Origin of the sequence: Synechococcus sp. NOUM97013, assembly GCF_014279815.1 — a bacterium.
Lineage (GTDB): Bacteria > Cyanobacteriota > Cyanobacteriia > PCC-6307 > Cyanobiaceae > Synechococcus_C.
In genome coordinates this window covers 1,359,116-1,381,870 of the sequence record NZ_CP047941.1, presented here as the reverse complement: position 1 = coordinate 1,381,870, position 22,755 = coordinate 1,359,116, and the positions used below count along the sequence as shown (strand labels likewise).

The 22,755-nt window shown below is 60.6% G+C and carries 28 protein-coding genes; 7 read left to right on the top strand and 21 right to left on the bottom strand.

What is annotated here, in order from left to right; translation table 11 throughout:
• Positions 1-12 precede the first annotated feature (12 nt).
• Both SynNOUM97013_RS07335 and SynNOUM97013_RS07330 read left to right on the top strand, forming a co-directional pair.
• Positions 13-366, top strand: coding sequence for a hypothetical protein (locus tag SynNOUM97013_RS07335; protein WP_186479153.1), 354 nt, complete (start codon positions 13-15; stop codon positions 364-366).
• A gap of 168 nt (positions 367-534) precedes the next feature.
• On the top strand, positions 535-735 hold the full coding sequence (locus SynNOUM97013_RS07330) for a hypothetical protein (protein WP_255442637.1): 201 nt from the start codon (positions 535-537) through the stop codon (positions 733-735).
• A gap of 44 nt (positions 736-779) precedes the next feature.
• On the opposite strand, the gene SynNOUM97013_RS07325 is transcribed toward SynNOUM97013_RS07330, so the two are convergent.
• A complete protein-coding gene (locus SynNOUM97013_RS07325; protein ID WP_255442635.1) occupies positions 780-1,130 on the bottom strand; it encodes a hypothetical protein in 351 nt (116 codons plus the stop codon).
• 101 nt (positions 1,131-1,231) lie between these two features.
• Between SynNOUM97013_RS07325 and purS the strand changes: the two genes are divergently transcribed.
• From purS to SynNOUM97013_RS07305, 4 genes are read left to right on the top strand one after another with little or no spacing between them, the layout of a single operon-like run.
• Entirely contained in the window at positions 1,232-1,486 is a 255-nt protein-coding gene (gene purS, locus SynNOUM97013_RS07320; protein ID WP_255442634.1) for a phosphoribosylformylglycinamidine synthase subunit PurS, read from the top strand.
• Positions 1,483-2,133, top strand: coding sequence for a phosphoribosylformylglycinamidine synthase subunit PurQ (purQ, locus tag SynNOUM97013_RS07315; protein WP_186479150.1), 651 nt, complete (start codon positions 1,483-1,485; stop codon positions 2,131-2,133). Before purS ends, purQ begins: the two co-directional genes overlap by 4 nt.
• Positions 2,133-3,086, top strand: coding sequence for an LD-carboxypeptidase (locus SynNOUM97013_RS07310; protein WP_186479149.1), 954 nt, complete (start codon positions 2,133-2,135; stop codon positions 3,084-3,086). The genes purQ and SynNOUM97013_RS07310 overlap by 1 nt, the downstream gene beginning before the upstream one ends.
• A gap of 51 nt (positions 3,087-3,137) precedes the next feature.
• A complete protein-coding gene (locus tag SynNOUM97013_RS07305) occupies positions 3,138-4,277 on the top strand; it encodes a CARDB domain-containing protein (RefSeq protein WP_255442633.1) in 1,140 nt (379 codons plus the stop codon).
• Positions 4,278-4,349: 72 nt separating this feature from the next.
• On the opposite strand, the gene fba is transcribed toward SynNOUM97013_RS07305, so the two are convergent.
• The 19 genes from fba to hisA all read right to left on the bottom strand — a co-directional run bounded on the left by fba (position 4,350) and on the right by hisA (position 21,212).
• The gene (gene fba, locus SynNOUM97013_RS07300) at positions 4,350-5,423 is read right to left on the bottom strand and encodes a class II fructose-bisphosphate aldolase (protein WP_186479148.1); all 1,074 of its coding nucleotides are present in this window, start codon (positions 5,421-5,423) and stop codon (positions 4,350-4,352) included.
• Between the two features lie 224 nt (positions 5,424-5,647).
• Positions 5,648-6,739, bottom strand: coding sequence for a Gfo/Idh/MocA family protein (locus SynNOUM97013_RS07295; protein ID WP_186479147.1), 1,092 nt, complete (start codon positions 6,737-6,739; stop codon positions 5,648-5,650).
• Positions 6,740-6,773: 34 nt separating this feature from the next.
• Positions 6,774-7,166 carry a hypothetical protein gene (locus tag SynNOUM97013_RS07290; protein ID WP_370586472.1) on the bottom strand — a complete coding sequence of 131 codons (393 nt, stop codon included), beginning with the start codon at positions 7,164-7,166 and terminating at the stop codon, positions 6,774-6,776.
• Positions 7,166-8,047: an acetyl-CoA carboxylase, carboxyltransferase subunit beta gene (gene accD, locus SynNOUM97013_RS07285; protein ID WP_186479146.1), complete on the bottom strand. Its 882-nt coding sequence runs from the start codon at positions 8,045-8,047 to the stop codon at positions 7,166-7,168. The genes SynNOUM97013_RS07290 and accD overlap by 1 nt, the downstream gene beginning before the upstream one ends.
• A gap of 215 nt (positions 8,048-8,262) precedes the next feature.
• Positions 8,263-9,087, bottom strand: a complete 825-nt coding sequence (locus SynNOUM97013_RS07280; protein ID WP_255442630.1) for an A24 family peptidase — start codon at positions 9,085-9,087, stop codon at positions 8,263-8,265.
• Entirely contained in the window at positions 9,084-9,392 is a 309-nt protein-coding gene (locus SynNOUM97013_RS07275; protein ID WP_186479145.1) for a hypothetical protein, read from the bottom strand. The genes SynNOUM97013_RS07280 and SynNOUM97013_RS07275 overlap by 4 nt, the downstream gene beginning before the upstream one ends.
• Before the next feature lie 73 nt (positions 9,393-9,465).
• Entirely contained in the window at positions 9,466-10,368 is a 903-nt protein-coding gene (locus SynNOUM97013_RS07270; RefSeq protein ID WP_186479144.1) for a phosphoribulokinase, read from the bottom strand.
• A gap of 83 nt (positions 10,369-10,451) precedes the next feature.
• Positions 10,452-11,531, bottom strand: coding sequence for a 3-isopropylmalate dehydrogenase (leuB, locus tag SynNOUM97013_RS07265; RefSeq protein ID WP_186479143.1), 1,080 nt, complete (start codon positions 11,529-11,531; stop codon positions 10,452-10,454).
• 33 nt (positions 11,532-11,564) lie between these two features.
• On the bottom strand, positions 11,565-12,635 hold the full coding sequence (lpxD, locus tag SynNOUM97013_RS07260; protein WP_186479142.1) for a UDP-3-O-(3-hydroxymyristoyl)glucosamine N-acyltransferase: 1,071 nt from the start codon (positions 12,633-12,635) through the stop codon (positions 11,565-11,567).
• Positions 12,636-12,639: 4 nt separating this feature from the next.
• Entirely contained in the window at positions 12,640-13,758 is a 1,119-nt protein-coding gene (gene proB, locus SynNOUM97013_RS07255) for a glutamate 5-kinase (RefSeq protein WP_186479141.1), read from the bottom strand.
• Positions 13,755-14,264, bottom strand: a complete 510-nt coding sequence (locus tag SynNOUM97013_RS07250; protein WP_186479140.1) for a YqeG family HAD IIIA-type phosphatase — start codon at positions 14,262-14,264, stop codon at positions 13,755-13,757. Before SynNOUM97013_RS07250 ends, proB begins: the two co-directional genes overlap by 4 nt.
• Positions 14,264-14,806, bottom strand: a complete 543-nt coding sequence (locus tag SynNOUM97013_RS07245) for a DUF3727 domain-containing protein (protein ID WP_186479139.1) — start codon at positions 14,804-14,806, stop codon at positions 14,264-14,266. Before SynNOUM97013_RS07245 ends, SynNOUM97013_RS07250 begins: the two co-directional genes overlap by 1 nt.
• Entirely contained in the window at positions 14,803-15,303 is a 501-nt protein-coding gene (gene ruvX, locus SynNOUM97013_RS07240) for a Holliday junction resolvase RuvX (protein ID WP_186479138.1), read from the bottom strand. The genes SynNOUM97013_RS07245 and ruvX overlap by 4 nt, the downstream gene beginning before the upstream one ends.
• Positions 15,304-15,305: 2 nt before the next feature.
• On the bottom strand, positions 15,306-16,379 hold the full coding sequence (locus tag SynNOUM97013_RS07235) for a hypothetical protein (protein ID WP_186479137.1): 1,074 nt from the start codon (positions 16,377-16,379) through the stop codon (positions 15,306-15,308).
• A gap of 52 nt (positions 16,380-16,431) precedes the next feature.
• Positions 16,432-17,598, bottom strand: coding sequence for a F420-0:Gamma-glutamyl ligase (locus SynNOUM97013_RS07230; RefSeq protein WP_186479136.1), 1,167 nt, complete (start codon positions 17,596-17,598; stop codon positions 16,432-16,434).
• 61 nt (positions 17,599-17,659) lie between these two features.
• A complete protein-coding gene (locus tag SynNOUM97013_RS07225) occupies positions 17,660-18,196 on the bottom strand; it encodes a thylakoid membrane photosystem I accumulation factor (protein WP_186479135.1) in 537 nt (178 codons plus the stop codon).
• A 58-nt stretch (positions 18,197-18,254) separates the two neighbouring features.
• Positions 18,255-19,871, bottom strand: a complete 1,617-nt coding sequence (locus tag SynNOUM97013_RS07220) for a DUF3685 domain-containing protein (protein WP_186479134.1) — start codon at positions 19,869-19,871, stop codon at positions 18,255-18,257.
• A 41-nt stretch (positions 19,872-19,912) separates the two neighbouring features.
• Positions 19,913-20,353, bottom strand: coding sequence for a Fur family transcriptional regulator (locus SynNOUM97013_RS07215; RefSeq protein WP_186479133.1), 441 nt, complete (start codon positions 20,351-20,353; stop codon positions 19,913-19,915).
• A gap of 88 nt (positions 20,354-20,441) precedes the next feature.
• The gene (gene hisA, locus SynNOUM97013_RS07210) at positions 20,442-21,212 is read right to left on the bottom strand and encodes a 1-(5-phosphoribosyl)-5-[(5-phosphoribosylamino)methylideneamino]imidazole-4-carboxamide isomerase (RefSeq protein ID WP_186481501.1); all 771 of its coding nucleotides are present in this window, start codon (positions 21,210-21,212) and stop codon (positions 20,442-20,444) included.
• A gap of 80 nt (positions 21,213-21,292) precedes the next feature.
• Between hisA and SynNOUM97013_RS07205 the strand changes: the two genes are divergently transcribed.
• Positions 21,293-22,213, top strand: a complete 921-nt coding sequence (locus SynNOUM97013_RS07205; protein WP_255443085.1) for an NAD-dependent epimerase/dehydratase family protein — start codon at positions 21,293-21,295, stop codon at positions 22,211-22,213.
• Here SynNOUM97013_RS07205 and pgsA read toward each other — a convergent pair.
• Positions 22,182-22,727 carry a CDP-diacylglycerol--glycerol-3-phosphate 3-phosphatidyltransferase gene (gene pgsA, locus SynNOUM97013_RS07200; protein WP_186479132.1) on the bottom strand — a complete coding sequence of 182 codons (546 nt, stop codon included), beginning with the start codon at positions 22,725-22,727 and terminating at the stop codon, positions 22,182-22,184. The genes SynNOUM97013_RS07205 and pgsA overlap by 32 nt on opposite strands.
• Positions 22,728-22,755 lie beyond the last annotated feature (28 nt).

The window sequence follows — 22,755 nt, the reverse complement described above, 5'->3', positions numbered from 1 at the left end:
GATGGGCAGGTCATGCTGACGTTGTTGGTTTCGGTGTTGCTTTCACTGGGGGAACACGAGGCCTGGAATAACTGTCTTTACAACAACAAGAGCATTGCCTGCAGACGCCAGTTTCTTTGCACACAAGCACCCTGTGGCACGTTCAGGCTGGAATGGATCGATGGGCTCAGCGATGTCTTCACATTGCAACGCCCCGGTGTGGCCAAAAATGTTGGCTACTACACCGACTCTCGCGGTGGTGAATGGATTCTGCGGGGCTATGCCGGTTCCTTCGCTTTGAAGAATCTGCAGAATCACAACACCATCATTTTTGCAATGACCCTGAGCCAATGTCGCCTTTCAGGCTTGAGTGATTTGTGTGAGTGAATGAAAGATCGAACTGAATCACACAACGATGTTGACTGTGAACCGGTTCGTGATGGCTTTGATAAGGGCCATGGATGACCGGATCGGTGGGTTGAGCGTGCTTTTGGACAGAGCGTTGCTAACCAGTGGAGATCCGCACCACCAGTGATGCTTGTGTTCACCCGGTTGATGGCTGTTTCCGCGCTTCTCGGTTTGGGCGTGTTGAGTGTCCATGCAGGTCAGGTCACCGTTGAAGCCGTGGACCGTGATCTCGCCATCACAAGAGCCACGTCACGCGTGCCTCAGGGCAAAACGATTACCGACACTTCATGCAGGGAAATCGATGTGGCCAATATTGACCACTATCGCTGCACCGTGTCCTGGGAGTGACGCGGACTCGCCTGATGGCGGGAACGCGTCGAAAAGAAGTCGAACTAGTCGAGGGGGATGTCGCCCCGTGCGCAGACGTCGTTCCAGCAAAGCGTGCCTTCGGCGATCCATCGCGCCTGAACAGTGGTCCAGGCGGCCTGATCTCCCATCTGCATGTGCATCAGTCCAGTGCCGTCATGGCGAAAGTGCACGGTGTGGTTTTGAAAGGCCAGCCGCCAGCGGGCCCCTGGTTGTTCGCTTTCATAGCGGCAGGGTTGCCAGGCCTGCTTCTGCTGGCGGCACTCCATTGGCAGTGAGAGCTGCGGCTGCCCGTTGACGCTGCAGGTCAGCCCCAGGCTCATCAGCACCAGCGTCGGCACCACACGAATCAGTGCTGGAACCAGTGGTGCATGCACGGGCAGGCCTCGGGATGAATGGCTCTGCTTTCAACGTGCAAGCGTCAGCGGAAGAGCGGTCACCTGGCCTGGCAAGATTTAACAATCCCTGCTCGGTGCTCGTGCCGCTTTATCAAGCCCGTGTTCTGGTGCATCTGCGCCCATCGGTTCTCGATCCAGCTGGTGAAGCCGCACGGGCCGCCTCGGCCCGCCTGGGCGTTGATGGTGTTGAACGTCTGCGTATCGGTAAGGCTGTGGAACTGGAGCTGGAGGCTCCTGATGAAGCCGAGGCACGCCGTCGTCTTGAACTCCTCAGCGACCGCTTGCTGGCCAATCCTGTGATTGAAAACTGGACGCTGGAGCTGAGCCAGTCATGAGCATCGGGGTCATCGTTTTTCCTGGCTCGAACTGTGATCGGGATGTGCAATGGGCAACGGAGGGATGCCTGGGCATGAGCACCCGCCGGGTCTGGCATGAAGAGACCGACCTAAGCGGCTTCGACGCCATCGTTCTGCCTGGTGGCTTCAGTTATGGCGACTATCTGCGCTGCGGTGCGATCGCCCGCTTTGCGCCAGCCCTTCAGTCCCTGATCGACTTTGCTGCCAAGGGCGGACGCGTGCTCGGCATCTGCAACGGATTTCAGGTGCTCACGGAGCTGGGGCTCCTTCCTGGTGCACTCACCCGGAACAGCGATCTGCACTTCATCTGTGAAGACGCAGTCCTCAAGGTCGTGAGCCAACGCACGGCATGGATGCGGGGGTACAACGACGGGGCCCTGACCCTGCCGATCGCCCACGGTGAGGGCCGCTACCAGTGCAGCGATGACACCCTGAAGCAGCTTCAGGACGATGACGCCATCGCGCTGAGCTATGGCGACAACCCCAATGGATCGGTGCGCGACATCGCAGGGATCACCAATGCCAGCGGCACTGTGCTTGGCCTGATGCCCCACCCGGAACGGGCCTGTGATCCGGCCACGGGAGGAACCGACGGCCGCCGCATGTTGGAAGCCCTTCTGGGCTGATGGCAACCCGCCGGACGCTGCTGCTTTCAGGGGCATCCACGATCATCACGGCCTTGCTCCCGCCTAGGGCTATGGCTGTCCAGCGCAGGCTGAAACCCCTGAAGCCTGGATCGCGCATCCGCGCTGTGAACCCTGGCACCTGGATGGATCCCGCCATTGATCTTCAACTGTTGCGCGACCGTTGTGATCAACAGCAGTGGCATCTGGAGATCCCCGCTGCTGTCACCCGTCAATGGCGCTATTTCTCTGGCACCGATCGGCAGCGGGTCAACGATCTGACGGCGGCCTGGAGTGATCCCAGCGTCGATGCGGTGCTCACCCTTGGGGGTGGCTGGGGGGCCGCCCGCGTGCTCGAATCCGGTTTTCGCTTTCCGCGAGTTGCCAAGTGGAGTCTTGGCTTTTCCGACATGAGTTCCTTGCTACTGGCCCAGTGGGCTGCTGGCCTGCCGGGGGCGATCCACGGATCCAGCGGCGGCATGGATGCCCAGTGGCAACGGACGGTGGATCTGCTTTCCGGGCGACCGGTGGCTCCCCTGCAGGGTGAGCCGTGTCGTGGTGGGGTCGTACGCGGCCCTCTTGTGGTGACCAACCTGACAGTGGCGACCCACCTGATCGGAACGCCCTGGCTGCCTTCTTTAAAGGGAGCCATTCTGGTGTTGGAAGACGTGGGCGAAGCTCCTTACCGGGTGGACAGGATGCTGACTCAGTGGCGCAGCGCAGGCCTGTTGCAGCACCTGGCAGGTGTGGGCTGCGGTCGCTTTAGCTGGGCTGAGAACGACATCCTTCCTGGTGATTTCACGATGGAGGAGATCCTTGAGGAACGCCTCGGTGATCTGAACATTCCCGTCGTGCTCAATCTGCCGGTGGGACATGGCCGCCCTAACCAGGCCTTGCCTGTGGGAGCTCTGGCGCAACTGGATGGCAGGAGTGGCCGTCTCAGCCTGATGCCCTGAACAAGGTTGCAGCCGTGGTGTTTCGCGAGCTTTGCCGCTAGCGATGGAGCAATGCAACTGACTCTCGTGGCCGATCTCACCATTGCGAACACGGTGTCTGACCTGATTCAGGGGGATGTGCGCGAGCATCTCCCGTTGGAACGGATTCCGCTGAAAGGCGACGTGCTGGGTCTTGGCACCACGACCAGCATCGACAACGGGGAGCTGACCTTTCTGCAGGACAGCGTTTCGACATCTGCCATTTGGCGTTGTGTCGCCCACGACGGCAGCATCATCCGGCTTACTCCAGGTGATGGAAGTGGTCACTTCCCGTATGTGTGCTTCACAAGGGATGCAACTAGCCTGCGTCGCCCCGTGACGCTTGATGCGCTGGGCCCCATCGAGAACAGGCCTCTCCAAACTCTGGTGGCTGAGGCGATTGCGCAAGGACAGCGCTCCGGGATGCTTGAGATAGCTCCCATCTACGGGGTGCGGATGTTGACCCACTGGCATGAATTGGTGATCACCGTGGCCTCCAAGCTCTGCATGGGGCAGCAGCGGCGCAACATGAAAGTTGCCACCAGTGAAGCGGGGGCTTCAAGGGCAGGTCAAAGCATCTACGACATGTTGCAGCACTATCGACTCTCGCCACTTCCACCCGAAAACAATATCGATCCAATCCGTTATCTGGGACGTGCAATGCACTGGGATTGCTGTGGTTTTTTTGACACCGAACCTGAGCTAGGACGCGTCACAGTTCCGCAGCCAGGTGCGCATTTGCACCTCCATGGATGCAGCACCGATCTGGCTTACGGAGGACATCTTCATCATGAACATGCGTCCACTCGACTCAAGCAATTGGAGCGGCTTTGGTTGTATCCACTCCAGTCCGTCAGTTCCCTCGGAAGCGATATGGCCATTGAAAACTTGAGTTATGACAATGGATCCGTTCATTTTCGCGTTGTGAATTCAGGCGAGATGGATGTGAGTGATGTCGGTGTAGCCGTTGTTATTAATGACCGGTACAGCACACGTCGTTACATCCGGATCCCCTGGTTGAGTGCAGGTGATGATGAGGAATTCACCTTGCCATTGCCCCTTCCAACGGGAAAACAGGTGATCACAGTGATCGCAGACCCCGAGGAGATCGTGATCGAAGCGGAGAACCATCGCGGCAATAATCGAATGGATTTGGATGTCCAGATTCCATGATCCCTGCCAGCAACCAGCCATAAAAAAGGGGGCCTTCGGGCCCCCTTTGAATCAGTTGTTCGATCCTGATGATCAGGCAGCAACAGCAGTCTTGGGGTCCAGTTCGCCCTTGGCGTACAGACCGGCGTAGTAGTTGATGTCACGCTGCTTGATCTTGCTGGCGTTGCCAGCAGCCCAAAATTGCTGGTAGCGATCCAGGCAGACCTGCTTCATGTACTTCCGAGCCGGCTTGTTGAAGTGGCGGGGGTCGAAGTTGGCAGGATCAGCCATGGCGGCCTCGCGCACTGCGGCGGTGAAAGCCAGACGGTTGTCGGTGTCGATGTTCACCTTGCGCACACCGTTGCGGATGCCTTCCTGGATTTCTTCGACGGGAACGCCGTAGGTCTCAGGAATGGCACCGCCGTACTTGTTGATCATTTCCAGCCATTCCTGGGGAACGGAGGAGGAGCCGTGCATCACCAGGTGGGTGTTGGGGATGGCTTTGTGGATTTCAGCGATCCGGCTGATGGCGAGCACTTCGCCGGTGGGCTTGCGGGTGAACTTGTAGGCGCCGTGGCTGGTGCCGATGGCAATGGCCAGAGCATCAACCTTGGTCTTGGCGACGAAGTCGGCAGCCTCAGCGGGGTCGGTGAGCAGCTGGTCTTTGGACAGCTCGCCCTCGAAACCGTGGCCGTCTTCAGCTTCACCCTTGCCGGTTTCCAGGGAGCCCAGGCAACCCAGCTCACCTTCAACGCTCACGCCAATGGCGTGGGCCACATCCACCACTTCCTTGGTGACGTTGACGTTGTAGTCGTAGCTAGCAGGGGTCTTGGCGTCGGCCTCGAGGGAGCCGTCCATCATCACGGAAGTGAAGCCGTTGGCAGCAGCACCGAAGCAGGTGGCAGGGCTGTTGCCGTGGTCCTGGTGCATCACCACAGGGATGTCCGGGTAGGTCTCAACCGCGGCCAGGATCAGGTGGCGCAGGAAGTTCTCACCGGCATAGGTGCGAGCACCACGGGAGGCCTGCAGGATCACAGGGCTGTCGGTCTCGTAGGCCGCTTCCATGATCGACTGGACCTGCTCCAGGTTGTTCACGTTGAACGCAGGAATGCCGTAGCCGTTCTCGGCGGCGTGGTCGAGCAGGAGCCGAAGCGGAACGAGCGCCATAGAAAAAGTCCAAAAGAGAGCCCTAGCGGACTCAAGGTCCGTAGAGCAGGGACTTTACCTGTGACAAGCTCAATATGTCACGTTGGACGGTTGCTCGGGCGGAACCGGCATCCGCCGCTGGTTGCCTGGGATTCGGGCCGTTTTCAGCGAAGACCACCGATTGCTGTGATCTAGTTAACAGTGCGTTCGTTGGAGCGGCAACTCTCCCTGATGGATCCGGCGGCTCAGGCGCTGGTTCCTGCAATCTGAAGTGCGCGATCACAGGCTTGCTGGCTGATCAGGCCTTCGGCCAGTCCCGGAACCATGGGATTGCCGCGAGCGATGCTTTCGGCCCACCAGCCCTGCAGTCGGGAGACGGGAGCGACGCGTCCGTCGCTCCATGTCGTGGCAAAACGGAGATCCTCATCGGCCTGGATGCTGCGTGTTGATTCGCCGTCGCGATGCAAGGTGAGCGAGAAGCCGTGCACGTAATCCTTCTGGTTGTCACTGCCGAGCACGAGCGTTCCTTCGGATCCATAGATCTCGAGCCAGCAACCACGACCGTTGCGTGCCACGGATGCCAAGGCAATTTGTGCCGCCACCGTTCCGCCCTGATGGGTCGACAGCTCGGCGTTGATCAGTGCAATGTCATCAGCATCGACGGTACGCAGTTGGCCCTGTGCATCCGGTCGCTCAGCGATGGCCGTGCGCGTGATGGTTTGCAGCTGTTGAACCGGCCCCACCAACCAGGCCAGGGTGTCGAAGGCATGCGTTCCCAGTGCTCCGATCACACCACCACCCTGATCAGCCTGGGAGTACCAGCTCCAGGCACGATTGGGGTTGGCACGGCTGCTCATCAGCCAATCCATTTTCACCAACCACGGCGTTCCCACAGCTCCGTCTTGCAGCAGGCGTGCCGCCTGTTGAAAGAGGGGAACCGCTCGGTATTCAAAATCAACGGCAACGCTTAAACGGCGTTGGATCGCTTCCCGTTGAAGCTCCGCCACCTGTTGAGCATCCAAGGCCACGGGTTTTTCCAGCAGCAGGTGCTTTCCCGCTTGCAGGGCTTGTAGAGCCAGCGGATGACGCGGCTGCGGTGGTGTGGCGATGATCACCGCGTCAACGGCTGGATCGGCCAGCAGCGCGTCCCAGTCGGTGTGGCCCTTGAGTCCTGAACTGGCACAGGCCGCATCCAGGCGTTCTTGGCGCGGATGCCACAGAGCGACGGCTTCGAGAGCGGGATTGGCGGCCAGTGCTGGCAGGTGAACGGCTTCGCCGAAGCCAAGCCCGGCGATCGCCACCCCGATGGGAGTGCTGGATGACGGGCTGAAAGGCATGGTGAACGCGAGTGCTGTGTCGTGGATAAGTGGGTCAGGCCAGGCCGGAGCTGCAGACCGCCTGGATGACTTCGCTGATCAGATCATCATTGGCGGGTGCTTCCCACTCAGCGCGAAACCTGGGCAGCCCATTCTTTTGAATGTCGCGGTACAGCGTTTGATCGCAATCGATCTCCATCACCACAAGGGTGCCGAGAGCTGGCGAGTCATCCTCGGTGCGCAGGCTGTAGCGACTCAGGACGCTGACGGTGTCATTGCGGGTGCGTCGCACGCTTCCCGCATCCCACCATTGCTGCCCGTCGCCTGTGGATGGCACTTCTCTCCAGTCCACAGGCCCTGCAAGAGCTGGCGAGCCCTGGAGGGTGAGCAGCAGGGGAAGCAGCACCCAGAGGAGCAGGCGACGGATGGGACGGAGGACTTGTTCGATCACGGCTGAGCAGTCACCGCAGGTCGACAACCGTGCAGCTTGAGCAGGGAGGTCAGGGTGGATTTCAGCTGCGTTCGGGGAACGATCGTGTCGACGAAACCGTGATCCTGGAGATACTCAGCTGTCTGAAAATTGTCTGGCAGCTTCTCTCGCAGCGTTTGCTCGATCACCCGCCGCCCGGCGAAACCGATCAACGCCTTCGGCTCGGCAAGGATCAGATCTCCAAGCATGGCGAAACTGGCGGTGACACCACCGGTGGTCGGATGGGTGAGCAGAGGCATGTAAAGGACGCCGGCCTCACGATGACGCTCGAGAGCTCCTGAAATTTTCGCCATCTGCATCAGGCTGAGCATGCCTTCCTGCATGCGGGCCCCACCGGAGGCACACACGATCAGCAGAGGAAGGCGTTCGGCAGTGGCGATTTCGATCAGGCGCGTGATCTTCTCGCCAACGACCGAACCCATGGATCCGCCCATGAAGCGGAAATCCATCACGGCGAGAGCCATGGGGATGTCGTTGACCCGACACAGGCCGGTGATGACACCATCACGCAAGCCCGTTCCGGCCTGCGTCTCTCTCAGGCGATCGGCGTAGGCGCGACGGTCTTTGAAGCCCAGTGGGTCGGTGGGGGTGAGACCTTCATCAAGAGCTTCGAAACTGCCTTCATCGGCAATCACCGCAATGCGTTCCGCACTGAAGATGCGGTGGTGGTAGCCGCAGTTGCTGCAGACGCTGGCATTGGCCAACAAGTCCTTGCGATATACAACCTGTCCGCATTCAGGACATTTGCTCCACAGCCCGTCGCCGTCTTCCGGTTCTTGGTTGACCTTGACCACGGACTGACCCTTGCGGCGGTCAGCGAACCAGTCGAACAGACTCAAGGCCTTTCACTCCTCACGCGTGGCCTGCGAACTCAGTGATCGCAGGGGGTCTTGGCCAACATCCACCTGTTCATGGTCCGAAGATCGATCCACCCCAGTGGAAGGCAAGAACCTCACTCCATCTTAGGGGTCTTGCGACGACCGGTATTCAACAGCACAAAACGGGGGTTCCAAGCCTGCGGACGACCGCATGCACCGTCAGGCTTGAAGAAGCGTCAGAACTGGAGAAGCATCAGCCAGTTCTGCCACCACCACTGAGGACCCGTCAGCCAGACCAACCAGATCCCCAGAGCGATGAATGGTCCGAAGGGAAAGGGTTGTTTCGGCTTCAAGCGCCCGCTGATTCTGCCGATGCTGCCAAACAGGGCACCCGTCATCACGGCGATGCCCATGGCCATGCCAAGCCCTGCCAGCCCAAGCCAGGCCCCTGCCATCGCAGCGAGTTTGGCGTCACCCAGTCCGAGGGCCGGTTGGCCTACCAGGCGCTCAGCCAGAGCGCTGAGGGACTCAAGAATCACCAAACCCGCTGCGGCTGCAATCAGGTGATGGAGCAGGGTGGATGCGGGGAGCACTGTGGCTGTCACCATCAACGCCGTGGCAAGCCAACCAAGAATCACGCCAGTGCGGCAGAGCGGTTCCGGCAGCCAGAGGTGATCGATATCGATCAGCACCAGCGGCAGCAGCAGGCTGGCCAGCACCACGCCGGTGCCCAGGGTCAAGGTCGCCGGCAGTCCGGCTGCACTGGGTGCATCAAGGCCCACGGCCCAGCCGGCGCTGAGCCAAATGCCCGCCGTGAATGCCTCCACCAGCGGGTAACGGCCAGCAATGGGCTGATGGCAATCGCGGCAGCGACCGCGCAGGATCATCCAGCCCAGCACAGGCAGATTGTCGTGCCAGCGAATGCAATGGCCGCAATGGGGGCAATGACTGCCGGGCCACACCACCGACTCTTCTCGGGGCAAGCGCCAGACGACCACATTGATGAAACTCCCCACACAGGCACCGCCTAGAAGCAGGATCAGTACGAGTGTTGCGGTCACATTCCAGCTCCACGGAGCCGGTCTTTCAGTTGACGGGGGCGTCTCAGCCGACGTCCGATCAGATCGGCACTGATGAACTGTTCATCGGGAAGCAGGGTGGGAGCTTCAAACACCACTCGGCCATCGTTGTGCTGAATGTTCACCACAACGCCACAGGGTTCTAGAGATTGGCCCGATTCACTGAGATGTTGAAAATAAATTTTCCGGGCCAGTGCAATCAATGTGCGGCTGTCCACCCGATCCCAGCGCGGGGTGAGGCTGGCGTTGCCGCCGGCTCCCGCTATCACGAAGGAGGGTGGTGACACAGAAATGGGCCCACCTGATTGATCAGATGGACCCACGATAGGACCGTTTGCGGTTTGTGATCAGGACGAATGATCAAGCCAGCTTGTTTTTCTCTTCGATCATGCGGTGAATGATCGGAGTGAGAATCAGTTCCATGGCGAATCCCATCTTTCCGCCATTCACAACGATGCTGGTGGGGCTGGACATGAAGGAATCGTGGATCATGCTCAGCAGGTAGGTGAAATCAATCCCCCACTTTTCGCGGGCACCCTTGCGGAAGTGGATGATCACGAAGCTTTCATCCGGAGACGGGATGTTCCGGCAGATGAAGGGGTTAGAGGTGTCCACCGTGGGAACACGCTGGAAATTGATGTCGGTCTGACTGAACTGCGGGCAGATGTGATTGATGTAATCCGGCATGCGACGCAGGATCGTGTCCACGATCGCTTCCGCTGAATATCCACGTTCGGCGTTGTCGCGATGGATCTTCTGAATCCACTCGAGGTTGGTGATGGGCACCACACCCACCAGCAGGTCGGCCAGGGCAGCCACGTCGTAGCTGTCGCCCTTCACACCGCCGTGCAGGCCCTCGTAGAACAGCACGTCAGTACCACCGGGGATCTCTTCCCAGGGGGTGAACTGTCCAGGCTCGAGATTCACACCCAAACGGGCGTTGTGCTCTGCAGCCTCTTCAACGCTGTGCAGGTAGTAGCGCTTCTGGCCACCACCGGTTTCGCCGTAGACGCGGAACAGCTCTTCGAGCTTGTCGAAGAGGTTGGCTTCGGGGCCGAAATGGGAGAAGTTCTCACCCTTGGCAAGAGCGTCAGCCATTGCCTCTTTCATGGCCATCCGCTCGAAGCGGTGGTAGCTGTCGCCTTCGACCACGGCGGGGGTGATGTTCTCACGAGCGAAGATGTGCTCGAAAGCCCGTTTCACGGTGCTGGTACCGGCACCGGAAGAACCAGTAACGGCGACAACGGGATGGCGTTTCGACATCGACGCAGGGAGACTGAACCAGGCGAGTTTGCCAGGTCGCCGGCCCTCCGCCCATGCGATGGGGCCGGCGTTTGCAATGGCTGTTACGAAGCCAGAGCCTTCAGCAGGGCTTCACCCATGGCTTCACAGCCGAGCGCAGTGCATCCGTCCGCCATCAGGTCTCCGGTCCGGAATCCCGACGCCAGCACCTGGTCGACGGCCTGTTCAAGGGCGGTGGCAGCCTCGGCTTCCTTCAGGCCAATGCGCAGCATCATCGCGGCAGAGAGCACCATGGCCATCGGGTTGGCCTTGTCCTGACCGGCGATGTCCGGGGCAGAACCGTGAACCGGTTCGAACAGGCCCGGGCCATCAGAGCCAAGGGACGCAGACGGCAGCATGCCGATGGAGCCCGTGAGCATGGCTGCTTCGTCGCTGAGGATGTCGCCGAACAGATTGCCGGTGAGCAACACATCGAATTGACGCGGAGCGCGCACCAGTTGCATGGCCGCGTTGTCGACATACATGTGGCTGACGTCCACACCGCTGTATTGCGGAGCCATCCTGTCGACCCGATCCCGCCACAACTGGCTGACATCAAGCACATTGGCCTTGTCAACTGAACACAGCTGGCCTCGGCGCTCCTTGGCCAGATCAAAGGCCACTTTGGCGATGCGATCCACTTCGGAACTCGCGTAGGTCATCGTGTTGAACCCGCGCTCTTCCCCATCGGCTTCAACACGGCCTTTCGGTTGTCCGAAGTAGATCCCACCGGTCAGTTCACGCACCACCATCAGATCCACGCCTTCGATCACCTCCGGGCGCAGCGTGCTGGCATCGATCAAGGCGGGAACGATCTTCACCGGCCGCAGATTGGCAAACAATTTCATGCCTGCTCGCAGGGCCAGCAGTCCGCTTTCCGGACGCTTCTCTCTGGGAAGGGTGTCGAAACGTGGGCTGCCAATGGCAGCCAGCAGAACGGCGTCTGCCCCACGACAGGCGGCCAGGGTGCTGTCAGGAAGAGGCTCCCCGGTGGCATCAATCGCCGCACCCCCCATCGGATGCTCCTCAAAACTGAGGGTGAATCCGTGGCGTTGGCTCACCGCATCCAGGAGACGGCGGGCCACTGCTGTGATTTCCGGTCCGATGCCGTCACCAGGCAGCAGAACGACGCGATGCTGACGCATGGAATCTCAGAAATGCAGGTGCAGCCTGCGAGATTACTGAGGCGGTTGGGCCTGGCTCTTCAAGGCGCTGATCTCCTTCTTGAGTTCCCGCAGTTGTTTGTTCAGATCGGGAAGTTTGGCGAATGCTGCTGAACAGCGCAGCCAGAGACGATTGGGAATGGCTGGGTAGCCGCTGACCACTTCTCCGGCGGCAACTTCGCCATGGATGCCGCTCTTGGAGCTGGCGATGGCGCGGTCGCCGATGCGGGCGCGGTTGGCCACTCCCACCTGGCCCGCAAGGATCACGCCGTTGCCCAGCTGAGCACCACCGGCGATGCCCACCTGGGAGGCCAGAGCACAGCCACGACCGGTTTCAACGCCATGGCCGATTTGCACCAAGTTGTCGATCTTTGTGCCGGCACCGATGCGTGTTTCGCCAACAGAGGGTCGGTCAATGGTGCTTCCGCATCCCACTTCAACGCCGTCCTCCAGCACCACCAGACCGGTTTGCGGCATCTTTCTCCATCCCTTGGCTGTCGGTACAAAGCCAAAGCCTTCGGATCCGACCACTGCATTGGAATGGACCACACAGCGATCGCCCACGCGACTGCCGGGATGCAGAACAGCATTGGCGTGAAGCTCGCAACCTTCTCCGACCTCCACATCTCCGTAGATCACCACGCCCGGGTGAATGACGGTGCGCGATCCGATGCGCGTGTCGTCCCCGATGCAGACATGGGCGGCGATGCTCACGCCAGCGCCGAGTTGCACGCGATCGGCGATCACGGCGCTGGGATGAATGCCTGAAGCAGGCGCGGGATTGGGATGCAGTTGCTCAAGGGATTCCGCAAATGCCAGGCGTGGGTCACGGCACACGACCCAGGCCAGACCACGTTGTTCAGCCAACGCCTTCAGATCTGCTTGGTCGGGAATCAGAACCGCTCCGACAGAACTGGTCTCCAGGCTGCTGATTAGGGCATTCCCCTGTTCCAGGAAGCTGAGCTGATCAGCCTGTGCGCGGTCGAGTGATGCGGCACCGCGAAGATCCGGGTCGCGACCGGTCGCGGCATCCAGAACCCCAGCTTCGCCCTGCTTGAGGGTGGCGACCAACTGGCTGAAGCGCATGGAATCAAGACGCTGACGGGCGGATCGTAGGCGTCATCAGCACCATCGCGTCGCGATGAACCACCACTGGGGCCCCGCCCTGGTGATTGACATCGGTGCTTGCTTCGGCCAACTGATCCCTGAGTTGCGTGCTGTTCATGGAGCTGAGCCCCCGGGCCACCTCCTCGCCAGCGGAGTTGACCAGACGCACGGCTTGGTTGGCATCGAACTCCCCATCCAGGGCTGTGATGCCCACCAGCAGCAGCGATGCACCTTTCTGCGTCAGGGCTCGGCAGGCGCCGTCATCGATGGTCAGAACACCACTGGGTCGAAGGGCGTGGGCTAACCAGCTCTTGCGGTTGCCAAGCGGTTGTGGATGCGGGTGAAACACAGTTCCTCCGCGTCCACCGCGCAGCATCGCTTGCAATGCTTCGGGTTGTCGGCCATCACCGAGGTGAACGGTGATGCCACTGGCCGTTGCGATCCGGGCTGCAGCAAGCTTGGTGGTCATGCCGCCAGTCCCCCAGCGGCCGCCATCTCCGGCGCCTTTTTCAAGCGCATCGATCTGAGATGGGTGGAGCACGTCGGTGATCGGTCTGGCATCTGCATCACTGCGCGGATCAGCCGAATACAGACTGGCCACATCGGTGAGAAGGATCAGATCATCGGCTCCGATCGCTGCTGCCACAAGTGCTGAAAGGGTGTCGTTGTCGCCAAACCGCAGTTCCACGGATGACACCGTGTCGTTTTCATTGACGATCGGCAGAACACCCCATTCGAGCAGCTGATGGAGCGTTGCTGAGGCACTGCGATAGCTGCGTCGGTCTGCCAGATCAGCCCGGGTCAGCAACACCTGTGCCACCGGAATTGAATGCTGGGCCAGAGCCTCCTCGTACAGACTCATCAGATGCCCCTGGCCGATTGCGGCTGCGGCCTGAAGACCCGTCAGGCTCACGGGGCGACGCTCCATGCCCAACCGTTGACAGCCCAACCCGACCGCCCCGGATGAGACGAGCACAAGACGGTCTCCCCCCGCCATGCATTCAGCAAGGCTGGCTGAAAGCTTGGAAATCGCTTCCGCCGTGGATGCTTCAGGGCGCTCGCGCAGCAAGCTGGTGCCCACTTTCACAACTCTGAGCGTCATGCCCCCCCTGCACCGAGCCAACGGGCGAGGCGGCGCTCAAACTGCTGCACACGATCGTTGCTGCAGGCTGAGCCATCCTGTCGTGGTGGTCGCACCAGCACGGTGTAAAGCCCCAGACGGTTGCCGGCCAGCACGTCGGTGAACACACGATCACCCACCATGGCGATCTGCGTCGGGGGAGGAGACAGCTGATTGATCACCTGCAGGATCGCCCCACGACGCGGTTTGGATGCCGCACAGGTGAAGGGAACGTTCATCTGTTCCGCAACCGCTTGAACCCGAGCTCTGGATGGGTTGTTACTGATCAGGTGGAGATGCAGGTGCCGTGAAGCGTCATTCACCCAGCGCTGCATGGCCTCGGGAAGTTCCACATCTCGGCCGGGCAGCAAGGTGCGATCGACATCGAGCAGCATCACCCGAATCCCACGTCCCAGAAGTGGTTCGAGGGGCAGGTGGGCCAGGGTGAGGCCCGGGTCCCAGTCAGGTCGCAGCCAGTGACGGTGCATCACTCAGACAGCTCACGCTCGTCGAGTTCGGCTTCGATGCGGGGTTGGATCCGATCGAAATCCTCGCCTTCCACCAACACCGCGGAACCGTCTTCCATGCGCGCCACCACGAAGAACGGATCCAGGGGGATGTAAAGCCCGTACTCCTGTTCATCAACGAGGAAGCTCACCAGCAGTTCATAGGTTTCCGATTCATCGTCACCGTCCTCGTCCTCGAGATCCTCCGGATCCGGCTCATCGAGTTCGCCGCTCACGGTGAGGGTGACGGCAGACCGCACGAGGGTGAGATCGTGCTCCTGAAGCACCACATCCGCGACCGAGAGAATCGGTTCGCTGCTGGTGATGCTGTCGATCAGTTCTGGATCGTCCCCATCACGCAAGCGGAACAGGCAGACCGGTGTATCCACCGGAGTCAGCAGGGCGTAGTCGGTGCCGTCGAGGGGAATCAGCTGCTCAAGAAAGCAGAGGAGATCGCGCCCGTCGCGGTCCTTGACGAGAACGGTGGGCACCTCGCCGCTGGAAGCAGGTCCGCTGGAGCTCATGGCGCTGGAGTGGTTTCAGAACAGGATCCTGCATCAGCATCCTTCTCGCCACGCTGGGCAGGCGCAGCCTCGACTGGTTGTGGCTCCGGTCCCTCCACTAACCACTGTTCCAGCAGCAATGCTGCGGCAGCACTATCGAGCCGCCCGCTGCGATCACCATGCAGCTGGTGGCGTTCTCCGGCAGCCCAGCTGCTGCTGTGTTCATTCACAAAAGCCAGCGGTAAGGCGAGCGTTTGGGCCAGTCGCAGTCCGTAGCGTCTGCAGTGTCGAGCCTGCACAGTGGGTTCCCCCCGATCATCGAGTGGAAGGCCCACCACCAACGCTGAAACCTGTCGTTGGTTGCAAAGTCGGGTGATCTGGCTTCGATCGTCTTCGAACGCCCCTCGTCGAAGCGCCGTGATGGGCGTCACTGTCAGCCCAAGCGCATCGCAGCCGGCCAGACCGATGCGCTTCCGACCGACATCCAGGCTCAATACGGATCGTGGTTGTGGACTCACGCTCACCGCCTGGGCGCCAGAGTTGGCGTGGGTAAGGGGGGATGTTGAGGCTGCAGACGGCCAAGCATCGATTCCAGTGGACGAATACCCCCGAGGTTGCGCTGACTGACACGCCGCCACACGCTGCGCCCCAGCATCACCTCAAGACCACCAGGCCTCCAACCCAGACCTTCCAGTAATTCGCCAAGCGACTGATCGTCGTCTGTCACCAGCAACGAGGGCGTGGGCCGCTGTTGCTGGAGAAGTCCAAGAGCCATGGGCATGGCAGCTCTGATCCGCTCATCCCACGCCAGGCCACGCATCAATTCCAGTCGAGGGGCGTCCATTCCCCAGGGACGTTGAATCAGCCCCGCGATGACCTGTCGGGTTCCATCCCGTTCGGCCATCAGCATCTTGGAGCCTCCTCCACGCAGATCGAGCAGGTCACTCCACTGACGATCCAGAATCTGTCGGTGCTGGGGACTGATGCTGGCCTGTTCTAGGGCGAGCAGTTGCCGAACGTTCTCTCGGGTGAGATCGCACCAGACAAGCCCTGCCGGCATCGCCGATGCGCAGTTCGGAGCTGCCACGCCGTTGGCATCAGCCATGGGTGCGTCCCAGACCCGGGCACGGCGGAGCGGTTGGAAGCCCATCTCCCGCAGCACATCCAATTGCGGCCTGTCCTGTGAATCGCAACGCACCAACCAGCTGTGGTTGCGTGCAGTTTGATCATTGAGAGCTTCTTGAATCAGCAGTCTCAGACCCTGTTGCCGGCTGAAGTGACGCGGAGATGCCAACGCGAGCAGATCGAGATGCCAGCAGGTCTGACGACGGTTGCCCGGTCGCATCAATGCCAGTGCTTCGACTCTGTCCAACGACTCTGCGCCGGATTCGATCAAAGCCAGGGCACGTGTCAGTCGTGCATTGAGAGGTTCTGGCAACCAATCGTCAAAACGACTGAACCAGGATTGAACAATCAATCCCTGCAGACTGTTGGCGTTCAGTCCGTAGGGGGCTGGCTGTGCGTTAGGCAATTGAGCCAGATGGCTGGTTTTGAGGGACTCGACTCGGAGCCGGTATCCCGCTGTCGGTGCCACGGCAGCCCTCAACCACCCTCTCAATGTATCGCTGACTTTCGTCTGCTGAGATTCAGACGGGTCGAACCAATACCAGGGGAGTGCGCTCATTGGCGTTGCCGGCCGGGTTCGGGCGCAGTGCCCGATGCAACAGCTCCTCATCACAGCCGGCGCTCGACGCCAGCACCTTCACGCGGCCCAGGTCATTCACATCAACGATGGCCACGGAGACACCCAGGGACGCCGCAGCCTCCTCGCAAAGCTGCTTGGGAGCCTGCGGACCGAGCACGATCGTCTGGTCATAGGGAGGTGTGGTGCCGGTGATGTCATCAATCAGACGTGCCTGATCGCCAGCCAGGCGATAAAACCAGCCTTTAAGACCGATCAGTTTGAGGGCCAGGCCGATTGACCACGCCAGGATCACTCGGGTGGGTCCCACCTGATCGATCAGCGTCTGTAAACCGCAGGCCGTCGCAAGGCTGCTGGTGGGGTGGAACACCCGGCAGAGCAGCCTCGCAATCCAGCTGGGGTGCACCATGGATGGATGGGTGTAACGCCCTTGGATCACCGCAACCGGCGTTTCACCGATGGTGAGGATGTCTCCGGATTGCACGAGATCGCCGGCGTAGTGACGCAACACGTCGATGGTGTTGTCGAGCGGTCCGAGCAGATGGGTTTTCAACGGGAGCACCGAACAGCCATCGCCGGATCGGAACGTTGCGGCCTCCTGCTGCAGCACTGCAGGTCGACGCAGGGGAACAACCACCCCTTCGCGGCGAGACAAGCGGCCGAAGGGGCCGTAGTTGACCCAGTGCACTTCCATCCAGACGGTGTCGACCCGGCTGGACACGTCGATGCCATCGCGGCCGCTGAGGCTGACGCTGACCTGAATGCTGGTGCGCTTGTGACCCTTCACGATGTAAGCGGGCCAGTAGCCGTCCGGTCGGGTTTCTTCGTCTGGGTGATGCGGTGTGACCTTGGTGCTGATCACGATGTCGCTGAGATCACTGCTGCCGATCAACACCGGCTTGACCTCCAGTTCAGGGACGAAGATCTCCATCCTTTGATGGGGGTTGGCGATCTCCAGCCAACCGGAGAGCTCAAGGTCGCCACTGCCCTTGTTCACGCTCCAGTCCATCTGGCGGAGCGTGAGGGGAGACGAGGGCCTCAGCCTGTGCCTCGCTTCAATCCACAGCACGCTGAGTCCAAACAGCAGAAGGATCAGGAGCAGAACGCACATGGAAACGCTGGCTTGCAGCTGGACTTGTTGGCGCGCAGCGTAAAGCGTTCTTGGGGTGGGATCAGCGGGAGATCACCTCGGTGTTGAGTTCGTTGAAACTCATGCTGATGCTTCCCTGGGTTGGAGCAGGAAGACCGGTGGCTTCACTGACTGCTGCGTTGATGATTTCCAGGGGAACCTGACCATCCGCATCCAGATGCAGCTTGCCCGCTCCATCGAGCACGACCACCTGTGGAATGGTGCCTTTCCAGTAATGGGCAGGGTCGCTGGGGTCGCTGGTCGACCGTCCCTGCAGCGCATCCGTGGTCAAAGGCAAGAGATCAACGCTGTTCCCCCACACCCGTTGCAGTTCCGAGACGGCACCGGAGAAGGTCTTGCTCGTGCTGCTGTCATCGAGGTAGTAAACGATGACGCTGGTGCGTCCTGCTGCTTGAGATTCAGCCAGGCTGACTGCAGGGGGGACGAGAGAACCATTGCCGGCGTACAGCGCAAAGATATTGCCGTCGTAACTGTCCGTGTCGCGTGCGGCCTGCACCGGCAGCACGATCAAACAGAAAGACAGCACCGCGATGGCGGAACGCAGCAGGAACGTGACCATGGATCCGGAAACCAGCGCTGCATTCTGACGTGCAACCACTCCGAATTTCGGAAGTGTCTTAACCGCGCCCAAGGCTGCGTCCCATGCCTTGAGCAATGCCACGGCCGATCAGACCGATGGCACGGCCCACGACCTGGGTGAGAAGCACGACCATCAGATCGCCGATGCGACGCACCAAGGCCTGGACCTGTGGAGCGAGGGCATCGCGTGCTTCCACGAGCAGTGCCACCTGCTGCTGCCACCAGCGAAGCTGTCTCAGCTCCTGATCACGGGGTTCCGTGAGCAGGAGCGGTTCAATTCGTCCAGATTTGAGTTGAAAGAGCAAACGGCGACTTTCATAAAGTCGGATCGGTCGCTCAACCCAGTCCTGCCAGCGCGACTGACTGTTGAGCTGATTGCGCAACCGTTCCAGTTCCCTGGTGGAGAGCAGATCCTGTTGAAGCAGGTACCGACGCAGCTCCGGCCAGTTACCACAGACCCCAAGGAGCTCGGAGCCGATGATTTCAGCGGTACGCACCAGCCAGTTGCTGATCAACGTTTCCAGTTGCATCAACGCCCTGGGGTCATCAGAGGGCAGCAACTGGCCATCCACCAGCACGGGCTGATCTAGAACCAGTGATGACAGCATCGACTGGGGATCGGGCAGTTCGTCATCCAGCTGCTCGAGATTCGTGCGTTGGAGCAGCTGATCCGCAACGGGAACCAGATCCTCACCAAGAGGAATCCTCACGTAACTGCCGGCCACGCTGCGCAGCGCCTGTTGTTTCACTTCGATTTGCAGGGACCGCCATCGCTCACCCAAAGCCTTGGCATCCCGCGCGTTGGACAGCTCGTCCTGGCGTAGGCGCAGCAGTACCTCGTGCAGCTGCCTCAGCAGTGTCAACAGCAGGTCGCGGCGACGTTCGGGGTTGAGTCCTTCAATGGCCAGTAGCTGGCCGGTGCCGTTGCTCAGACCGTGGTCGACGGCATCTTCAATCCGCTGCTGGATGGCATTCCAAACCGCGCTCGGTTGGCGCTCGTTGAGGGTGAGGTCAAGCGTTTCATTGTTGGCGCGTAAGGGGACGGCATCAGCCAGCCCCATCTGCAGGGGGCCCCAAATCCACAGCAACAGATTTCTGGCTGCACGCAGCTCCCGGCATCGCCCTTCCAGAAGCAGTCGGAGCAACGCATGGTCCGGGGGCGGATCCAGAAGGGCTTCGATCACCTGCAGATCGCGTCCGATCTGACGCAGTCCACTCAGCAACAATCCTTGGGCCAGACCGATCGGCTGACTCTGGGCTTTGTCCTGTGGCGAGCCAGTACGGACGCGCAGTACGCGACCACCGGAGAGCAGCGTCTGCACGGCCTCCCGCAAGGAAACAAGATCGGGGTCTTGAACAATTCCATCGCAGTTCAGAGCAAGGAGCTCTGTCGGGTCATGACGGAAGTCGTCCGGTAGCACCAACAGCAGGGGCGCTGGAGCCCAGCGTTGCTGCAAATGCAGAATCTCCCGCTGAACGATCACCAGCGTGGGATGACTGGGTAGCGACCAAATCACGAGGGCGGGATGGCCAGAGAGATCGTCCGCTGATCGTTTCAGCTGCCAGGGACAGCTTTCGGTGGGTAATTCAGCCGCGAGCGATTCACCGAGGAGCTCGGGAGCGAATAGAAGAATCTCCCGGACCTGGTCGTTCACGGTGACTTTGAACTGCGCCTATGCGCGTCAAGGTAACGGCCTTAAGCCTGTTCCTCCAGGGGCAGTTTTGGACGTCCGTTCAGTTGAAGGGTGTAGGACTCGATCCGATAGCCGGTGCGGCGTTCAATTTCCTTCAGCAACGCGTCGGGAAGTTCAACATCAAGATCTTCGATCGCTCCACTTTCCAGGCAGGTGAGGTGGCTGTGGGGATCACTGCGATAGCCGTAGAGACGTCCGCTGGCACGATCAAGACATTCGATCACTCCAGCGGTCTGCAGAGCTTCGAGATTTTGATAGACAGATGTGTGCCCGATTTTTCGCCCCTGCTGATTGAGTCGTTCGAAGATGTCGCGGGCACTGAGATGACTCGCTTCCGTCCAGAGCAGGTCCAGCACCATGCGGCGCTGACGGCTAAAACGCATGCCCAGATACCGGCACTGGTCGAACGCATCCTGCAGGGTGCCTACGCCTCTGGCGCCCATGATCAGGGGTGACTGGGCTGGCGACTCCACGGCAGTCGTCGTAACGACTTCAGATTAAACCGACGTCAAGGGGAGACGACGTGTGCGTTTAGGCCAGATCGGCCATCACACCGGCCGGCGGATCCTGGATCCGTCCGTTGCCCAGTGCCATCAACGCCTCCTTGAGATCCACACGGCCGTCATAGAGCGCACGACCCACAATCACACTTTCCACACCGAGCGGTTCCAGGGCCAAGAGAGCCAGCAGGTCGGCCATGCAACCAACGCCCCCCGATGCAATCACCGGCACCGCACTGGCTTTGGCCATCTCTCGCAAAGCCTCCAGGTTGGGGCCAGCCAGCGTTCCATCCGTGCTGATATCCGTGCTGATGATGGCGGCAATCGCCGATTCACTGAAGCGTGCAGCCAGGGCCGTGGCTTCGGTGTCGCTTTCTTCCAACCAACCCCGTGTTGCGACCTTGCCGTGTCGGGCATCGATGCCAACGATCACCCGCCCTGGATGCCGTCCAGCCAGCTCCACAACCAATTCAGGTTTCTCCAGGGCGACGGTGCCCAGGATCACGCGCTCCAGTCCGCACCGGAGCAGTTCTTCAGCCCGTTCTGCTGAACGCACACCACCTCCAAGCTGCACCGGGATGGTGAGGGCTTCTGTGATCGATCGAATCGCCGAGTCATTGGCCGGTTCTCCGCTCCGGGCCCCGTCGAGATCCACCAGATGCAACCGTTGGGCCCCCTGGTTCTGCCAGCTCAAGGCCTGGGCGACGGGATCGTCGCTGAACCGGGTGACCTGGTCGTAGTCCCCCTGATGCAAACGGACGCAGGAGCCTCCCAGCAGGTCAATGGCGGGAATGATCTGCATGGCCGAGGGATTGGACTGCCTCCCATCCTGCATGGGTGGGGCGAGCACGCTTCAATACCCCCCGTTCCGCTTGGCTGACCGTGCAAATCCTGTTGATGGGAGGAACCCGTTTCGTCGGGAAGCCTCTGGTGAGCCGTTTGCTGCATCAGGGTCATCAGCTCACTGTGTTCACCCGTGGACGGCAGCCCGTGCCTGAAGGGGTTGAGGCGGTGAACGGTGATCGTGGAGATGATCCAGCACTCGATCAGCTCAAAGGTCGTCACTTTGATGTGATCGTCGACAGTTCAGGACGTACGTTGAAAGACAGCCAGCGCGTGCTGGAGCGCACCGGTGCGCCTTCGCATCGCTTCCTCTACGTCAGCTCAGCGGGTGTGTATTCCGGAAGTGATGTCTGGCCTCTGACTGAGGACAGCCCTCTTGATCCGGCAAGCCGTCACGCCGGCAAGGGGGAGACAGAGGCTTGGCTGATGCGCGAAGGGGTCCCCTTCACGAGCTTCCGACCCACTTACATCGTTGGTCCCGGCAATTACAACCCGGTCGAGCGCTGGTTCTTTGACCGGATCGTCAACAACAGGCCTGTCCCGCTTCCAGGCGATGGCACCACGATCACCCAGATCGGCCATGTGGAGGATCTCGCTGAAGCGATGGCCCGCAGCCTTGAGGTGGATGCTGCCTGCAATCGGATCTACAACTGCTCCTCGAAACAGGGCATCAGCTTCCGAGGCTTGATTGAAGCGGCGGCTGTGGCCTGTGATCGTGAGGTGGACAGTCTGGATCTCCGCAGCTTTGACCCCAGTGGGCTGGATCCAAAGGCCCGCAAGGCTTTCCCTCTCCGATTGAGTCATTTTCTGACCGATATCACCCGGGTGGAGCGGGAACTGGCCTGGACACCACGGTTTGATGCTGCAGCGTGCATGGCCGACAGTTATGGCAGGGACTATGCGCTGGCTCCGAGTGTCGATCCTGACTTCACTGCTGACGCGGCGTTGATTGGGGCCTGAGATAAGCCAAGGCCGACCAAAGCGCCAAGCCCAGCCCGGGCCAGAACAACCACCAGCCCAGGGCATGGGCGAGCTCCGCGAGCTGGGCTGAGCCCCAGCTCGCGGGCCACAGCATCAGAAACAGGCTGAGAAATTGAAGAGTGGTCTTCCATTTCCCTAGCCACGAGGCTGGTGCGCCACTGGCGCTGCCTGCTCGCCATCCCGAAATCAGCAACTCACGGGCCAACAACAGCCAGACCGACCAGATCGGCAGCTGTGATGTGGCCGCCAGCCAGATCAGTGGTGCACTGATCATCAGCTTGTCGGCCAGAGGGTCGAGACGGGCTCCCCAGCTGCTGCCACCATCGGCACGACGTGCCATCCAGCCATCGGCCCAGTCGGTGAAGGCACCAAACAGCAGCAAAAGCCACGCCAGGGCGAACTGCTCAGACGCGAGCAGCACCAGCAGGGGAGCACCGAGGACGGCGCGGATCAGGGTGAAGCGGTCAGCCCACCGTCGCCAGGGAGAGACCAAGGCTCAGAATGCTTGCAGTTGTTCAGAT

Excerpts from the sequence above, each read along its gene's own strand:
- SynNOUM97013_RS07335 (WP_186479153.1), top strand. The coding sequence starts at position 13 with ATGCTGACGTTGTTGGTTTCGGTGTTGCTTTCACTGGGGGAACACGAG.
- proB (WP_186479141.1), bottom strand. The coding sequence starts at position 13,758 with ATGACGCTCAGAGTTGTGAAAGTGGGCACCAGCTTGCTGCGCGAGCGC.
- SynNOUM97013_RS07305 (WP_255442633.1), top strand. The coding sequence starts at position 3,138 with ATGCAACTGACTCTCGTGGCCGATCTCACCATTGCGAACACGGTGTCT.
- purQ (WP_186479150.1), top strand. The coding sequence starts at position 1,483 with ATGAGCATCGGGGTCATCGTTTTTCCTGGCTCGAACTGTGATCGGGAT.
- lpxD (WP_186479142.1), bottom strand. The coding sequence starts at position 12,635 with ATGCGCTTCAGCCAGTTGGTCGCCACCCTCAAGCAGGGCGAAGCTGGG.
- SynNOUM97013_RS07330 (WP_255442637.1), top strand. The coding sequence starts at position 535 with ATGGCTGTTTCCGCGCTTCTCGGTTTGGGCGTGTTGAGTGTCCATGCA.
- SynNOUM97013_RS07250 (WP_186479140.1), bottom strand. The coding sequence starts at position 14,264 with ATGCACCGTCACTGGCTGCGACCTGACTGGGACCCGGGCCTCACCCTG.
- SynNOUM97013_RS07230 (WP_186479136.1), bottom strand. The coding sequence starts at position 17,598 with ATGTGCGTTCTGCTCCTGATCCTTCTGCTGTTTGGACTCAGCGTGCTG.
- SynNOUM97013_RS07295 (WP_186479147.1), bottom strand. The coding sequence starts at position 6,739 with ATGCCTTTCAGCCCGTCATCCAGCACTCCCATCGGGGTGGCGATCGCC.
- SynNOUM97013_RS07310 (WP_186479149.1), top strand. The coding sequence starts at position 2,133 with ATGGCAACCCGCCGGACGCTGCTGCTTTCAGGGGCATCCACGATCATC.
- fba (WP_186479148.1), bottom strand. The coding sequence starts at position 5,423 with ATGGCGCTCGTTCCGCTTCGGCTCCTGCTCGACCACGCCGCCGAGAAC.
- SynNOUM97013_RS07270 (WP_186479144.1), bottom strand. The coding sequence starts at position 10,368 with ATGTCGAAACGCCATCCCGTTGTCGCCGTTACTGGTTCTTCCGGTGCC.
- SynNOUM97013_RS07215 (WP_186479133.1), bottom strand. The coding sequence starts at position 20,353 with ATGGGCGCCAGAGGCGTAGGCACCCTGCAGGATGCGTTCGACCAGTGC.
- leuB (WP_186479143.1), bottom strand. The coding sequence starts at position 11,531 with ATGCGTCAGCATCGCGTCGTTCTGCTGCCTGGTGACGGCATCGGACCG.
- SynNOUM97013_RS07225 (WP_186479135.1), bottom strand. The coding sequence starts at position 18,196 with ATGGTCACGTTCCTGCTGCGTTCCGCCATCGCGGTGCTGTCTTTCTGT.
- hisA (WP_186481501.1), bottom strand. The coding sequence starts at position 21,212 with ATGCAGATCATTCCCGCCATTGACCTGCTGGGAGGCTCCTGCGTCCGT.
- SynNOUM97013_RS07245 (WP_186479139.1), bottom strand. The coding sequence starts at position 14,806 with ATGAGCTCCAGCGGACCTGCTTCCAGCGGCGAGGTGCCCACCGTTCTC.